Source organism: Bartonella sp. B1099 (assembly GCF_944801835.1).
Taxonomy (GTDB): domain Bacteria; phylum Pseudomonadota; class Alphaproteobacteria; order Rhizobiales; family Rhizobiaceae; genus Bartonella.
Window position 1 is genome coordinate 16691 of the sequence record NZ_CALYLN010000004.1, and the last position, 15810, is coordinate 32500.

The 15810-nt window shown below is 38.8% G+C and carries 11 protein-coding genes, 1 tRNA gene and 1 rRNA gene; 10 read left to right on the forward strand and 3 right to left on the reverse strand.

The features are described 5' to 3' along the window. Nucleotides 1-98 precede the first annotated feature (98 nt). The gene (locus NNJ73_RS09435) at nt 99-1295 is read right to left on the reverse strand and encodes a multidrug effflux MFS transporter (protein ID WP_254493847.1); all 1197 of its coding nucleotides are present in this window, start codon (nt 1293-1295) and stop codon (nt 99-101) included. 869 nt (nt 1296-2164) lie between these two features. Here NNJ73_RS09435 and NNJ73_RS09440 point away from each other — a divergent pair. The 10 genes from NNJ73_RS09440 (at nt 2165) to NNJ73_RS09485 (ending at nt 13640) form a co-directional block, all read left to right on the forward strand. Beyond that, the gene (locus tag NNJ73_RS09440; protein WP_254493848.1) at nt 2165-3253 is read left to right on the forward strand and encodes a DUF3792 domain-containing protein; all 1089 of its coding nucleotides are present in this window, start codon (nt 2165-2167) and stop codon (nt 3251-3253) included. A gap of 212 nt (nt 3254-3465) precedes the next feature. Beyond that, nucleotides 3466-4659: an MFS transporter gene (locus tag NNJ73_RS09445; RefSeq protein WP_254493850.1), complete on the forward strand. Its 1194-nt coding sequence runs from the start codon at nt 3466-3468 to the stop codon at nt 4657-4659. Beyond that, complete coding sequence (locus NNJ73_RS09450) at nt 4652-4846, forward strand: hypothetical protein (RefSeq protein WP_254493851.1); 195 nt, start codon at nt 4652-4654, stop codon at nt 4844-4846. Before NNJ73_RS09445 ends, NNJ73_RS09450 begins: the two co-directional genes overlap by 8 nt. 29 nt (nt 4847-4875) lie before the next feature. Continuing rightward, nucleotides 4876-5550, forward strand: coding sequence for a hypothetical protein (locus tag NNJ73_RS09455; protein ID WP_254493852.1), 675 nt, complete (start codon nt 4876-4878; stop codon nt 5548-5550). A 10-nt stretch (nt 5551-5560) separates the two neighbouring features. After that, nucleotides 5561-6802 carry a DUF2087 domain-containing protein gene (locus tag NNJ73_RS09460; protein ID WP_254493853.1) on the forward strand — a complete coding sequence of 414 codons (1242 nt, stop codon included), beginning with the start codon at nt 5561-5563 and terminating at the stop codon, nt 6800-6802. A gap of 611 nt (nt 6803-7413) precedes the next feature. Further along, complete coding sequence (locus NNJ73_RS09465; protein ID WP_254493854.1) at nt 7414-7614, forward strand: hypothetical protein; 201 nt, start codon at nt 7414-7416, stop codon at nt 7612-7614. 14 nt (nt 7615-7628) lie between these two features. After that, nucleotides 7629-8756 (forward strand): MFS transporter, encoded by a 1128-nt coding sequence (locus NNJ73_RS09470; protein ID WP_254493970.1) that lies wholly within the window; start codon nt 7629-7631, stop codon nt 8754-8756. Nucleotides 8757-9587: 831 nt separating this feature from the next. Continuing rightward, a complete protein-coding gene (locus NNJ73_RS09475) occupies nt 9588-10757 on the forward strand; it encodes an MFS transporter (protein WP_254493856.1) in 1170 nt (389 codons plus the stop codon). A gap of 480 nt (nt 10758-11237) precedes the next feature. Then, complete coding sequence (locus NNJ73_RS09480) at nt 11238-11867, forward strand: abortive infection family protein (RefSeq protein WP_254493858.1); 630 nt, start codon at nt 11238-11240, stop codon at nt 11865-11867. Between the two features lie 408 nt (nt 11868-12275). Then, nucleotides 12276-13640: an MFS transporter gene (locus tag NNJ73_RS09485; RefSeq protein WP_254493859.1), complete on the forward strand. Its 1365-nt coding sequence runs from the start codon at nt 12276-12278 to the stop codon at nt 13638-13640. Between the two features lie 1848 nt (nt 13641-15488). Here NNJ73_RS09485 and NNJ73_RS09490 read toward each other — a convergent pair. After that, nucleotides 15489-15565, reverse strand: a tRNA-Met gene (locus tag NNJ73_RS09490). Between the two features lie 111 nt (nt 15566-15676). Beyond that, nucleotides 15677-15791, reverse strand: a 5S ribosomal RNA gene (rrf, locus tag NNJ73_RS09495). Nucleotides 15792-15810 lie beyond the last annotated feature (19 nt).

A 15810-nucleotide genomic window follows, 5' to 3' on the forward strand; every position in this document is an offset into this window, starting at 1 on the left:
TCAATCAAAGAACTGAATAAAAAAATCATTCAATAACAGAAACCCCACTTATGTAAAACATCAAAAATATTTCTGCATAATGTCTTTGATCATTTCACTTAGCTTATTTCTGAGGTCATAAAATGGCGCGCTTTTTGAATATAAATGATAAAACCAATCATGCAACACACGGCTAACAAAGTTGCCATAGCCCGTGGGCTATGACCAGAGATTTCTCCGATAACCGCCGCACTGAGTGCAGCGCTCCCTAATTGCAAAGAGCCCATAACCCCAGAAGCCGCTCCCGCCGCTTTGGGATGTGATGAAATAGCCAACGCTGTGCCTAACGGCAATAAAAAACCATTGCCAAAAGTAAGAACAGCAATCGCCATAAAACTTGTCACAAGGGGCCATGGGCTTAGATACATTTGCAAAGCAAAAAGCGCACCTCCTATAACAAAAATAATGTACCCTCTCCCCACAGTCTTTTCCATAGACTCGCGTTCGAAAAACCACCGCGCCAAAAAATTTCCCAAAATATAAGGAAATGAGACACCAATATAGCTGTAACTAATATGGATCGGCGATAAACCCAAAGTCGTGAGTAAAAAAGGCGACTCCACAATATAAGCAAAATAGGCCGCGTAAGAAAAACACGGAATAAGTGCATAAAAAATAAATTGTTTATTTCTGAGAACGTCTAAATATCCCTTCATAAATCCTACCGGAGAAAAAGGTTGTCGTTTTTGAAGAGGGAGAGTTTCGGTGAGCACAAAACAACACAGCAAAATGGTCAAAAATATAAAAAAGCTTAAAAAGATAAAAGTCGCCTGCCAATGAAAAGCTTGTATCAACAGTCCACCAATGAAAGGTGCAAGTGCTGGCGACATTCCAATAAAAGGGAAAACGATCAAATAAAGTCTTCCTGCTGCTTTTTTATCCAACAAATCATTGATAATCGCGCGACTTAAGACAAGTCCCGCACAAGCTCCAAGACCTTGCAAAAAACGTAATACAAGAAAAGCATGAATATGAACCGTATAAATCACACCAATTGTCGTGAATAACCACAAGAATAAGCCTAATAGAAGTGTTTTTTTACGCCCAAAATTATCACTGAGCGGTCCATAAATAAGCTGTCCAAGCGCCAATGCAAACAAAAAAACGGCCACTGCACTCTGAATTTGAGATTGAGTCACTTGATAATACTGACGCATATCCCCCAGCGCTGGTAAAAAAATATCAGTAGAGATTAATCCCCCTGTCGACAAACACACAATAAGTATAATAAATGGTAAAGTATATTTACGATTCATAAAGAAAATCACACTTTTAAAGTTATAAATTGAATAGTATTTTATTAAAAATAACAATTATAATGATATTTTTGCTTATATAGATAAATAATCATGATTAAAAGAGTTATTATTTTGCCTCATGAAATTAAATTTCTATTATTTTTTTAATCAATAAAATTCTATTCTCCACGCTTCACATGCAAAAATTCACCCCATGAAGAATCTTTCCTTTACACACACTTTGCCACAATCTTCCGCTGCTTTTTCCATTGATAACATAAACAAAAGCACAATCTCTTTCCACGGCAACAATGCCACTTTCTCTACACGATTCATCAAAGTTGATCGATAAAACACAAAGCAGAAAAACAACCTCTAACGCCTCTACCCCAAAATCGCTATAGTATAAACAGAGTGTATAATACGACAATAACTTAAGAACCGTATCAACATAAAACATTATTGTAAAGAGTTTAACTCTATCAGCTCATAGAGTCTAATGACACTTCTGCAAAACACCCAAAAACCAATATATAATTTAGTAAAAAGTATTATAGAATAAAAAATAAACACGCTTTTTTATTTAACTTAAGCCGTGAGCTCTTATAATGTTCTGAGTTGATATTTATTTTTCCCTGACGCCTGACCTTTTAACTCTATTTTTAAAATATTCCTCACATAAGAGATTCAATGATACTATACAGCATAGGAATAAACATGCATTTCTTCAGGTGTAAATTAGATCTTTAGAGGTGTTTATTTCACATTTTTTCTCTCATAATAAACGTTAAGGCATTTTTTCTGTTCATTTTAGCGTCTATCCATCTATTTTGGAACATAATTGGCAATAAGGCATTGTATCTCCAGCATATTCAAGGAGATAAAACATGAAAACCCGCATTCCTGAAAAAACACCTTACGATACAAATTTTCTAGGGGAAACATCTCTAGAGACAGAATATTCATTCTTTCAACCCCCCATTTCATGGTCAGCCATTTTTGCCGGTCTGGTAACGGCTCTTGCCACCTCAATCTGCCTCTCTTTTCTGGTAGGCGCATTAGGATTGAGCCAAATGGATTTCACTTCGTCCTCCCCTTTTGAAGGCTCGTTCCTCTCGATGGGTACAGGCTCTCTTATCATTATACTGATAAGCCTTGCTTTGGGAGGTTTTGTGGCTGGGCGTTTTGCTGAAACCACTGGAGCTCTTCATGGTTTCTTAACTTGGGCTCTCATCACACTTCTTATGACCCTCCAAGCCATCCATGTAGTTTCAAGCACAGCCAAAATAGGGGCTAAAGCTGCCCTAGCAAACAACTCCATGATCGAAAAGACCATAGACAGTTTCAAAACAAATATTTCCCCCCTGCTTACAAAATTAAATAGCGAGGATTTTGCAAAGTTTTTAACAAAAAACAGCGATGATAGCATCAATTTTGACCAACTTGGCAATGAGTTGCGTACCCTTCTCCATAAAAGCGATATTCCTGCCCTCAATCCTGAGCGCTTAAAAACATCCTATCAGGCAGCACTCAGTGATATTGGGGAGGCAATCACAGCTTTTAAAAAGGATCCTTCTCACTACCGCACCACTCTGAAAGATCTAGAAGAACGTCTTTCTGATCGTGCAGAAGATCTGACAGCAAAATTTAATCGAAGCGATATCATCAATGCCCTCATGAAGGATGGCATGACTCGCGCAGATGCACAAACAGCAACCACTCGTGCTCTTCAACTTTATCAAAGTGCAGAAGAAAAAACGACAAAAGCAATAAAAGCGCTTGAAGAACGGGCTGAAACCCTCTCTGACAATCTTGAAGGAGCTATCAAAGGTGCCCAAAACACCGCCACAAAAGTCACCAACACAGCCTCAAAGATGGGATGGTGGGGCTTTTTAGGGAGTTTGATAGGCGCCATAATTTCCAGTGTTTGTGGTTATTATGGTTACAGAAGCCGTAAGGACTTTTTCAAACTTTAAAATTCTAGCTCTAAAATGAACCGAAAAAAGCTGTACAGTTTTGTACAGCTTTTTTTACACTTGGCTTGAAAAGCTTTTGGCATAATATAGCAATGAGAAAGATTATTTTCTCAACTTAATCATCCGGAAAAAAATAGACAGAGCAAAAACCTGTGATATACCATCAACACACAGGAGAAAATGATAACTTTAGCACCTTGGGGAGGAGCATTGTGATAAAGAAAAAATCCATGATTTTCGCCCAAATAGGACTTTTTCTCGTTTTAGGGCTTAGCAGCTTTGCCGATGAAACGGCTCAAGTTACATTTGCTTTACACTTAGCAGAAAGTACAGCCTCTATTTCAATGCTACTTTTTGCAGGGCTTATGGGAGGCATTTGCGCAGGCCCCATCGCCCCACGCCTTTTGCATCATTTCCAGCCAGTGCACACAGTCACTGTTGTTTTATTATTTGAAGCACTTTTCATAGCTACAGCTGCAATTGCTAACCAGTTTTGGGCTTATATTGCTCTTTCTTTTGCATTGGGCTGTGCTGGTTCTCTCTTTTGGTCCTCAATCCTTGTTGCTGTACCTGACTTCGCAAAAAATGAACAGCAATTAGACTATATCAATCGCATTATCCAAACGGTTCGTAATCTTGGTTATATTGCCGGACCACTATTAGGGGGCGTATTATATGGTCTATCCAACGGGCAAAAAGGGCTCTTTGCACTCTCAATCATGGTTCTCTGTGCAGCCTTGATCACCACATGCTGTTTTAAAAGTTTAAAAATGTATGTGCCAACAACAAACGTATCACAGCAAAACAAAAAGGGGTTAGATTTACCAGGGCTTTTGCGTAAAAAAAAGGTTGTCTATGCTCTTATGCCCCTTATTATCACCATCATCCTCACTTCAGCTCTCAATGTGTTGTCGATTGTCCGCATCCGCACTGAGCTAGCGTTTAGTGCACAAACCTATGGCATAATCAGCAGCATGATCAGTCTCGGTCTTGTGGTTGGCCCACTCTGCTTTTCCAGCCTTTTCCACCGCTTTGGCAATGCCGCTGGAGCATCATTGGCTGCCGCAACCATTGGTTTTGCCATTTTCTGCTTTTCTTTAACGAGCTTCGCATGGCTGATGATGCTGTCATTTTTTATTCTTGGAAGTGCCAACGGCGTGCAAAATGCTCTAATGGCAAGTTTTATGATGAAAGCTATTCGGAAAGAACAACGAAACAATCAGATGCCCGCCTATATCTTCATCATACAAACAGCCGTATGTATTGGTTTTATTAGTGCAGGTTTTGTAAAAGTGCACCACACCCAACACACACTCTTTATCATCGGCATCGCCACTATGATCACAGGCATATTAGGCTTTATCGTCAACAGAACTCTGCAAAAAAAGGAAGGTGATTATGCTTAACAGATTTTACCGTCTATTCCAGCAAGAAAACCATGCACAAAAAGGACTTGGCAATCATCCCCAATCAAATGCCGAAAAAATTCCAGTCAAATTATTATCTCTCCCCTGCAACCTCATAGCAACCGATAGGACTTTTATGAACCATTCTTTGAGTGGGAAGCAACGAACAACCATTTCAAAAACTTGATATTTTAAAGCAAAAAAAATGATAACATCATGCAACAAGATCCTATAGGCTTAAATTTTTACCACGGAACAGGCGGTTATGTATGGCAATTAGCAGACACCATACAACATGACTTGAATGAAAACATCCACACCCTTGCCTTACAAAAACCCACACCACCTCTCGCAATCAATTCTTTTGCCGTTTACCCACGCACATTAGCTCCTCTAACACACGTTCAATGGGCAAAGGACGTACAAATCATAAAAAATAAACCGGCTCTCATTGGCAAACGTCAAATACAACCTATCACCGCTGTTTCCACCAAAAGCTCTGCTTTTGGTGGATTTGATTTGCTAACATTTGCAGCACTTCATGATGGCTGCCTCGTTCAATCCTTGAAAAAAATCAAACTCAACGGTTACCTTTTTAACGCAGAAAATCTTTTGATATCCTTGTTGCGACATGGTCTCATTCAAACAGATCAACAGGCTTTTTCAAAAGATCATGCAACGGCTCTTTTACGAGAGCCAACATGTCGTCTTGTCAATTCTCCTCTTGGTATTCTTGCTATTAATCAACTCAACGGACGCACAATCCGTCTAAATGAAAAAACCAAACCTCTCTTGCAAAAAGCCACAACAGAAATGCACCTTCAACACCCCATAGAACAAATAATAACATTTTTTGTCAAAGCAGGAATGCTGCGCTTGGTAAAAGGATAAGGATCAAAAGATGCCCCTGATAAGACCTGGTATGGGAACAGAAAACAGTATTGAACTTCTTTACACGCTCATTCAAATGGCAAGACCGCGCACAGTCATTGAAATCGGTGCAGGTGATAGCACGTGCTTGATTGCTAAAGCCCTGCAAAAAGTAAAACAAGCATGGCAACAGGATAAAAAACTTTTAGAATCCTCCACTTGGGAAGAACGTACAGCTTTGCTTGACCCTTCAGGGGTCCTTGAAAATTACCAACCACAATTGATCACCATCGATGATTTTTCAGGAGAAGGTCAATCCGCTGAAGAAGCATGGCAAAAACTGCTCCAAGACGAGCGTATTGAAAAAGATACCATAACATTCATCCATGAGAATTTCTTCTCTCTTGATGACGCAACGTTCAAATCTTGGGGCCCCATAGATTTTGCTTGGCTTGATGCTGGAACACCCGCAGATGATGTGCGATTTGTTACCACCCTTTGGGAATATATCACCGCTGGAGGTTATCTCTGTTTGCATGAACCAACCATGACCACAACCGTTGCTATTGATGGAGAGCAACGGGTGCGACGTGTGAGAACCCCTTTGTGGGAAGAAATTCTCTACCGTCTTGATGGATCCTATGAAGCTTTAACCCTCCCTGAAAACCATAAATATCGCCAAAGTGGTCTGGGGATTATTCGCAAACGCACCCCTACTGAGCAAATTGTCCGCATACAATCGCTCCAAGCAGAACTCATAGAGATCAATGAGCTGCCCCTTCGCAATGATCTTTTACCCATGGGACAAGAAACACTTTACAAACGCAGTAAAGTTAATTCACTGATTTCTGCCATGACCTCACCAACACTGCGCACTGTTTATGCCGCCATTATACTTGGTGCGAAAAATCTTTCTGATATCCTAAAAACTGTCGATTGTGATGCGAAAACCATTCACAAATCCATCAACCGTCTTTTAAACCTTGGTCTTATTCAAAACACAACAGAAGAATTTCAAGCCGAAGGAACACTCTGGAAAGCACTAGAAGATAAAAATGTGCGGGAGAGAGAAAATTTAAACGACCGCCACTTAGAAACAGAAGAGATGCTTACAAGAATTTCCCAAGCCTTTCAAAGGGAAAAAATCTATAGTGAAACGGAAGTCTCCAAGATATGCAATCTCTTTACGGTAGATTTTGCCAGATTAAGACGCACCCTTATCGAGAGAGGATTTTTACAACGCCATGCCGGCAAATATCAACGCATACGCTAAAAAAGAATTAAATAATGATTAATGAACGCAATCATTTTTCTTCTACACTTCAAGAGAATGAATAACCTTCCACTAAAAAATATAATTTCATAAAAAACTTATTAAATCATTCATATGTTGAGAATCTATAGAAATGAGTACACCCTCTTTGTAAGAGTTTCATGGGAGGAACAAGAATGCGGGAATGTCAATTGGTTATCAAATAGAATTAGAAACAGTCAAAATCATCAGGAGAAGATATGGAATCAAGGTCTCAATGATCTCACGATTATTGCGCAAACATCAAGGCGCAGTATCATTGCTCAATCAGGAAAAATTTTTGATTGTATAATCATCTTCCTATCTGAGGTTATAACATCATCCAGCATTAAGTGATGCCGTAGAATCTTCCGTAGAGAGATTTGGTTGCAATATGTAGCTACGCGAGGCGTATATATTATTTGATAGGCTTGCGTTAAAGTTAAATACCATTTTTCTCGATTACCATTCTGGCATATTTCTTCATATTAGGCGACAACACTATAAGAAATGCTGCACGCGGAGGCACAAAAACGATCCTAACAGAAGCAGCTTTTATAACCGTATAGGGCAAGGAAAAATTCTATCCTAAAATGCTCGATATTTTTAAAAACATCGTAGAAAAAACAAAAAACAATATTCTTGCAGTGGACTGGCTAGTAAATCAGGAAGGATACTCTTTCAACGAAATGTGTACAGCAAAAACAGAGCTAACAAAACTTCCTCAAAAGATACAACAAAATGTCTTTGATCATTTAACAACACTTCTATGGAAATTCCATGGGCAAAAATAAAATAACTTTGTTTTATCTATAGCACAGTTTTTCTTTCTGAATTTTCCTATTTCTTTGTACTCCCTCTCCTTGGAAACTCTTCTCTCATAACTGCGACAAATGTTGCGTTTTATCTCGCTGGATCAGTAATCCTCGAAAGCATTCTCATGGTAACCACAACGGGTTTATTAGAGAGATTTTCGCGTAAACTTTTAATGGCTAGCGCCTTTATTTTAAGGAGTACCGCTTTCCTATGCGTTATCCTATCGCTCATGCCTTCTGCATGGTTGATCTTTTTTACCTTAACGGCTTTTTCAAAAACAATTTCAAAGCCATTCTTAAGAGAAATTTTATCAGAACATCTCAATGGAAATACTCTTAAACGCGTATTAACTCTCTATTCTTTTTTTCAAAACGCTGCTGTCGTTATAGCCCCTCTCGTTGCAACGATAGCTATAAAATGTAATGCATCGGTTTTTTTTATGGCTTTTTTTGCAATCATTAGTTTGTATCTTTGTGTTCTATCCATTCAAATTGTTTATCACTACCCCCATAAAAAATCATCCGTTGAAAAGAATAAAAAAGCAAACACCTCTCTTCTTTCTTCTTTAAAAACAATAAGATATAATCATTCTATTATTTATTTGCTGGTCACAGCTTTGCTTTGTGCATTCCTCATGGGAATTTTTATCACCACCACAACACTTCTCAATAAATTTGACAGCAATCTGGCCCCTTATAGTGGAATTTTCTTTTCCATTGTTGGAATCAGTATTTGTATCTGGCAAGGAATAATCAATAAACACCTCAGCCTTTCCGATAAAACAACCTTTTACCTATTATGGCTTATGGGAAGTTTCGCTTCATTCTTCCTCATAGGTGGAGTCTTTACCGCTGTGACTGCGTTAATTGCCTACAGTATCTATGAATCTGTTATGATTCCAGCAATATACTATCAAGCAGGAAAAACAACCACATCCCTCTCTGCCAGCGTTCTTTTTAGTTATATCCTTGTTATTTCAAATATTGGTCAAGCGACAGGCTCATGGACAAATGGATGGATCATCAGCTATTGCAACAGTCATATCGCTTTCATCTTTTGCATGATTGTTGGTGTCTCTGCTTTCACCTCTTGCCTCTGTCTCATGCAAACGAAAAAATAAGGCGCTCCAATGTCGTATATCATTTTTGCAACCAATGACATAACAAGAGAACCTACACACTTCGCCATAAATGGCTCAATTATAAGTTTGTAGCACACTCTGCTGCAAAAAAACGCGAAACTGTTTTTAAAGATTTCTCTGTAAAATCTGTTGCCAATTGTCTCACAGCTGGAGGACTATGGGGCGGATTTTTATTTGCCCATGAAATTTATTGCCTTCTCAAAGTACCATATTACCCATTTGCCTCTATGGTTGATCTTGAGACTTTCAGTGCAGCTATCGAAGAATTTTCTATCAATAGCATAATATGCTTGCCAAGTTTTGCAGATAAACTTATTATTGTATCTTGGAAGCAAAAATTAAAATCTCTAAAAAACCTATTCTATCTTGGAGAAGTCTTTCAACCTGAATCTGTTTTGAAAATAAAAGACATAATCCCTGACTTAGGTATTACCCCCTTAGCTTTACCACTCAAGAAACGGGTCCCACAGGGTTCCAATACTCTAAGCTTGATAAAAACATTTATCGTTTTATATGTACACCCCGACAAAAGGAAAAGAGCCTGAATGTTTTGGTAAAGAATTGACTCCCCCCAAACACACAGATCACATATTTCTCACCGCCAAAATAACTGGAACATTTAAGCATATGCACTTAAAATATATAGTGCGCAAATAAATACCTCTCACTTTACAGCTTACAGAAAAAGTTCTCAACCTCATGGACCAACCTGTATCAGGATTTTTTTTTACGACTAGTATAGCTGCAAAAACAGCGCTATAAAAGGCACTCTCCAAAGCGAATAAAGTCAATATTGTCATAGAAAAATCAATGTTACGGAAAATTCTCAGTTTCAAGGCAAGTGTACACCTTATTCTCATCACCATACTTTTGAGCAATATTGGTGCCTTTATGGTCGTTCCTTTTCTGGCGATCTACTTAAACAAATTGAATTCGCTCAGTGCGATAGAAGTAGGTACCATCATTGGAATAGCTTTTTGGTGCCAAAGAGCAGGCTCCCTTTTAGGAGGAATCCTTTCCGATTATGTGCATATCAAAAGAACCATGCTTTTGGGTTTAGCGTTGCGGATTCCAGGTTATTTTATCATTGGTTTTACGCATAATTTTTACATCCTGCTTCTCTCCTGTATCCTGATTGGACTAGGAAGCAGTATCTATTTTCCTGCTGCAAAATCTTTTTTAGTAAAAAATGTCTCTCAAACTGACAAAGTTGATATTCTCGCCATCAGATCTATTTTTGCCAACATAGGGACTGCCATTGGCCCATTACTTGGCATGCTTATTTTAAAAGTTCATCCTCAACTCTTATTTAGCCTTGTTGGCTTCATCTTTATTTTATTATTGCTTCTCAACTGCACATTAAAAGAAAGTCGGGGCACCAGCACAGGCAGTAAAATAAATTTTTCTGATTTTCAAAAACTGCTTACCAACAAGACAATGCTGCGTGTAGCATTCTCTACGTTTTTATTTCTCTTTCTTTACATACAACTTGAAGTCACAATACCGCTGTTTGGTGACGAAACTTTTGGGAAAAGCACCCCCTCATATATTTTTCTCCTCAATGCCCTCATTGTTATCTTTTTCCAAATACCTGTCTCAAGATGGTCTTGTCGGGAAAATTCCAAAACGCCTATAGTGTTATCCTTTGTATTTTTTGGGCTCTCATTCTTTATTCTCCACGCTCTTAATCCTTCTTACTTTAGTCTCTTTTTAGCGATCATCCTTTTTACCTTTGCCGAAATCATTATGCGCATACGCCTTGATTATGATGCCACAAATATAGATGAACGCCTCATTGCTAGCGCATTTGGCATCATGAGTTTATCGAGTGCTTTTGGAGGAATGGCAGGTAGTTACTTCGGTTCTCTCTTATACAACAAAGCTGTTTTTGGCTTATCGGTTTGGCAATTCTTAAGCATTGCATCCATCAGCGTTGCTTTTCTCTCTCTCCTGCTTTTTATGAAAAAAGCAAAAAAGTAAATTCAAGCTATCTCACGTCTATTTATCTCATCATGCAACAAAAGCATTCCGCCTTACGACTATAACAGTAAAAAAGAAAATATTTTTTTTAACATGATATAGTATTTCTTATGCAAAATTCTTATATGAAACACTATATGATGCGTGCGACCTTTTACCAAAGGGAAAGCAGCAAAATCATATTCTCAAAACCATTCCATATTCTATTTTTTGACATTATAGAGCTATACAATGCAATTATCATCCCCGCAAAAAATATCACAAAAAAACAAAATCCCTCCTGCAATCATTGGACTACTCCCTCAAATATTTTCAGACCATTATAATCATAAGGAGCTAGACCACTTATTTTTTTAATTATCTGCTCCTAATGAAACAGGAGAAGATAGCAAAGCCTTTAAAACCAAGAAACGACTCCAAGCAATCAACATGGAATGCGATGAACCGTTTGAAATTCTTAGCAATCTTCTTGCAGATTTTATGAACAAAAAACATCATTATTATCCTCACAAAAATCCCCAGCTAGAAGAAGATAAATGTAAAGTTCTAGAAATTTTGAAGAAGAATGGATTAGAATACCATCTTGAAGGATATATTACCAAAGCTGGCTTTCTCTCTATAGAAGAATTGCAAAAAGAAGTTGCAAAGAACGGATTATTAGCAATAGAAACTGAAATAAAGAGAGCATTGGAAAACATAGAAACCGATCCAATGGCTTCAGCTCTCTACGCAGCCAATCTATTAGAGGCATCCTGTAAAGTTTATCTCGATCACCATGCTCTCTCCTATAAAGAAACCGCTTTTACGCTACCCGCTTTATGGCAACAAGTCGTAAAACATGCTGAGATTCGTCCCAAAGATATGGAGAAAAAAAATTTAAACGATCTGGATAAAAAGAACTTAAAAATGATAGCATCTGGTCTCTACCAAGTTGTACAAGGTACCATGAATCTAAGAAACAACGAAAGTGCAGCCCATGGTCGCTCTGAGGCAAGTTTTCGAGAAATCAATCTCAAACCTCGTCATGCCCGCTTAGTGGTTAATGCCGCCTCTACACTTGCAATGTATATCTTAGAGTTGTGCCAAAAAACATCATCAAAATGCTCTTGATAACCGAAACAGATTGATCTTAACATTTTCTCTTCATGAATTTCTACTAGAACGCAAACAGGCTCCGTAAAACCGGACCGGATCTTATAAGAACCACAAACCATTAACCTTTGGAGCAGAGCCTACATATTTGTGTAGGCTCTGTTTTGCTTTCATGCCAAGAGAATTGACAGCAAACAGACTCCTCGATAAACTCGCCAAAATCCGCTTAAACAAGAGCTTTATTTAGGAAAAAAAGGGCTTACACAAAGGAAATATCAGGGGAGACAAGCATTGGGGAAAGCCATCAGCACTCCCCATCACATTTATCCCAATAGCACAGTCTTCGCAAACAGGTATTCATTCTCAAAGCCTGTGATTTATGAGGCAGAACCAATAGCGTAAAGAATATCAGCAGGGGGCATAAGAATGCAAAAAAGAGATTCCTATAGCAAATCAGAAAAGTCTGTCATTTATACCGTCATTATTTCCAGCATACTCCCCTTGCTGGATGGCAGCATTGTGAATGTCATCCTTCCTAATCTTGCACATTATTTTTCAACGGGAGAAAAGAATATACAATGGGTTGTAACTTCCTATTTCCTCGCCACTGTGCCAGGACTGTTGATGGCAGCTTTTCTGCAAGGGAGAATAGGCGTAAAAAAAACGTGGCTGCTTGCAAACTGCATTTTTATGCTTGGATCACTGGGAGTGGGATTAAGCTATGATTTTCAAAGCGTTCTCTCTGCCCGTATCGTTCAAGGTTTTGGAACAGGTCTCTTGCTTCCCCTAAGCCAAACCATTATCGCCTTACAATTTGGACAAGACCGCGTTCGCCAAGCCATGGGTACCATAGCCGTACCAACGGTTTTCGCCCCTGCCTTTGGTCCACTTGTTGGTGCTTCCATTGCTCAGTATGTTTCTTGGCGTTTATTATTTTTCATCAATATCCCACTTATTTTATTAGCACTCGCCATTGGAATAAAACATTTAAAAACCAGTGAAATAACAAAAACAAAATTTAACTCCCTTGCATTTGTAGCTTTTTCCCTATCGCTTATTTCGTTTTTTTACCTCACAGAAGCCAGAAATATTGATAACAACAACATCCTCTCTCTCATAGCACTGATAGCGATAATCTCTCTCATATTCTTCATTGTTTCTAATCAAAAAGCAAAAAACAAATTAATCGTCTTTAGCGGATTTACAAATGTGCGCTACACATTGCTCATGATCATGGGGCTTATTGCTTCTTTTCTTTTTTATAGCTTTCTTGTTTATTTCCCATTAGCACGCACCACAGAAGAACCCCATGAAAAGAGCCTTCTCATCATCGGTGCTCTCCTTGCACTACAAGGGGTGGGAGCATGGATCGGCAGAAGATTTATTTACCAAAAATGGAAAGAAAAATCTCCCTTTTTCATGATAGGAATTGGTTTGCTAATCTCAAGTTTTGGCTTATTATGCTTTGGCTATCAGACAAGCATGGATGGTCTGGGTTTCTTACTAAGAGGTATAGGGCTTGGTATTGCCACCATTGTATGCCTGTCTGCCCCCATCCAATATGTCAATCCTTTATACGTCAAAGATACGGCAGTTATCACACGTATATTACAGCAAATAGGTGGCGCTTTAGGAGGTGTGTTCTCTGGCTATTTACTCCATACGCTAACAAAAGGAGTTCTTTCTCTTAACCAAACATATCTCATATTCTTTCTCTTCTCTATTGCTACATTTCTACTGTTTTTCCTCGTACTCTCTCTATCGCCTAAAGAAAAGAACATAAATTTATGAGATGCTCTGTTGAAACCCTATAAACATTTGCAATTGTAATAAGAATCTAGAGCATGTGCTTTGGTTTAAAAACACCACTATGCTGGGACTTTAACTCCAGCCTTCATCTTTTAAAAAAGTACTACCCCGCCAAACTCCTTAAGCTCTAACATTGGTCACACTCGGTCACTTGCTCTCCCTTGATTAGATTTTTTTAAAAAAGGATAGGAAGAAGGTTTTAGAGACATGTTTTATGGCGTTTTTTTTAAAAACCTGTTGTATAGAGGCTTTAGCGTTTTTGGCAATTTCCATGGGATTAAGCACGCATTTAAATGCGTAATAAACCCATAAGCACGCTACAAGCGACCTCCCATCTATAGCACACGAAGCCTTCTCTGCGCGCGCTACCGTAATGGGGAAAATCACACCGCACGCACAAAATCAATAAACAAAACACCCCCACATTCCACCCTTGCAATGATCATCGGCGCAAGCAAAGCTCCCCCACATAGTGAAAGAACTGGAGGTTAATGTAAACGATTTCAATGTTAGTTTCATTTCAGCGCAGGCAAAAAGCTTTCCTCACGGAGGGAGGGTGGGAAGAGAGCCGATAGATAATGCACAGGTGTTGCCGCAAGAAGGAAGCCTATTGTGCACAGAATAGAGATGTGCGTTCTGGAAATAGCCAAGGGAAGAGATATCATACAAGAGAGCATATAGCCTATTTTTCAAGTGGCTTTTCGAGAGCGAAGTATCGATTGAGTTTCTGGCAAAGCTTTTATGCGCAGAATGACATATCTCTAGGCTCCTACCTTCTAGCCTTAGCGAGAAAGCTGTTTAGTGGCATTTCCCCTCTATTACGGTCCATTATGTTCTTTTACGCGGGAAGATTTCCGTCGCCCCCAGCCCCTCAACATAACTTTACCTGTGTTTTTTCTCCGATATGAGAAAGGTTGCAAGTGTTATTGATTTCAGCTCTTTAATGCTTTGGGAAGTGTGTCATTTTTTGACGTTTTTAGCTTTTGAAAGCGCAATATGTTTATTTATACTTTTATTTATACTGGGGGTATTTTTCTGACATGGTCGTCGACTATATCATCACAGTAACATACGTTCTTATGCTTTCATGGTGTTTATCTTAATGGCACATAAAGGGGAATAGAGAGCATTTGACATTATGGAGTTTTTTTTTTGAGACTTCTTTAAAGCGATGGGATTATCTTTATGATCAGGGAGTATTTTTAGCGCCAAGTATTTTTATGTTTTTTTTATTCTAGCATTTTTTTTCACTTTGGCTTGTCCTTCCTCCAGCTTTTTCCTCCTTCACTTTCTCTCCCTCCCCTCCTATGAGGGTAAAAAGCTCAGTCTTCTTTTTTTGAGGAGTAAAGGAGTATCCCTATTTATTGTGCAGCGATTTTTGTAAGAATTTTTGATGCTGGTGTTTTGAGAGAGTTTTTTTATATTTTTTATTGTATTTTTACGTAAGCAACCTTTTCGCCTAAGCCATAGGCTTTTTACTTTTGCGCGCTTAAGCAACATGATAGGGCGACTGCAAAATAAGATGGGTATGTTTTAGCTATTTTAAGCCGCCTTGCCTTAGAGGACATACGGTTGATTGTCATAACCTAACGCCTCACAACAGCCCACATTGTGTTCTTTTCACGTACGGGGATTTGATTTTGTCCATAGCCTCACCCCACGCTTTGTAGAGGAAGAGCTAACACTCCTGCATGTATGTGCAATGATTTTGCTTTATGTTTTTGTCTGCGATCCTAGCAGCTGCATAGTGGAGGTATGTTGCCTCATTTTGGATTTAGCACTTTTATTTTGTGGGCTTTGATTGTTATAGATTCTGGCGATTTATTTTATTGGTTGCGGGGGCAGGATTTGAACCTGCGGCCTTCAGGTTATGAGCCTGACGAGCTACCGGGCTGCTCCACCCCGCGTCATTTATTTTAAAACAAGAACTATTTGTTGTCTACAGAGTGTCTAGAGTATGTTTTTTTATTTTCTATTTATTAATTAGAAATGTTGAGAGTTTTCTATGCATTTAGCAGACCTGGCAGCGACTTACTCTCCCGTGCCTTAAGGCAAAGTACCATCAGCGCTGGAGCGTTTCACGGCCGAGTTCGGGATGGGATCGGGTGCGTTCACTCCGCCATAACCACCAAGTCGGCAAAATGCATAGAAA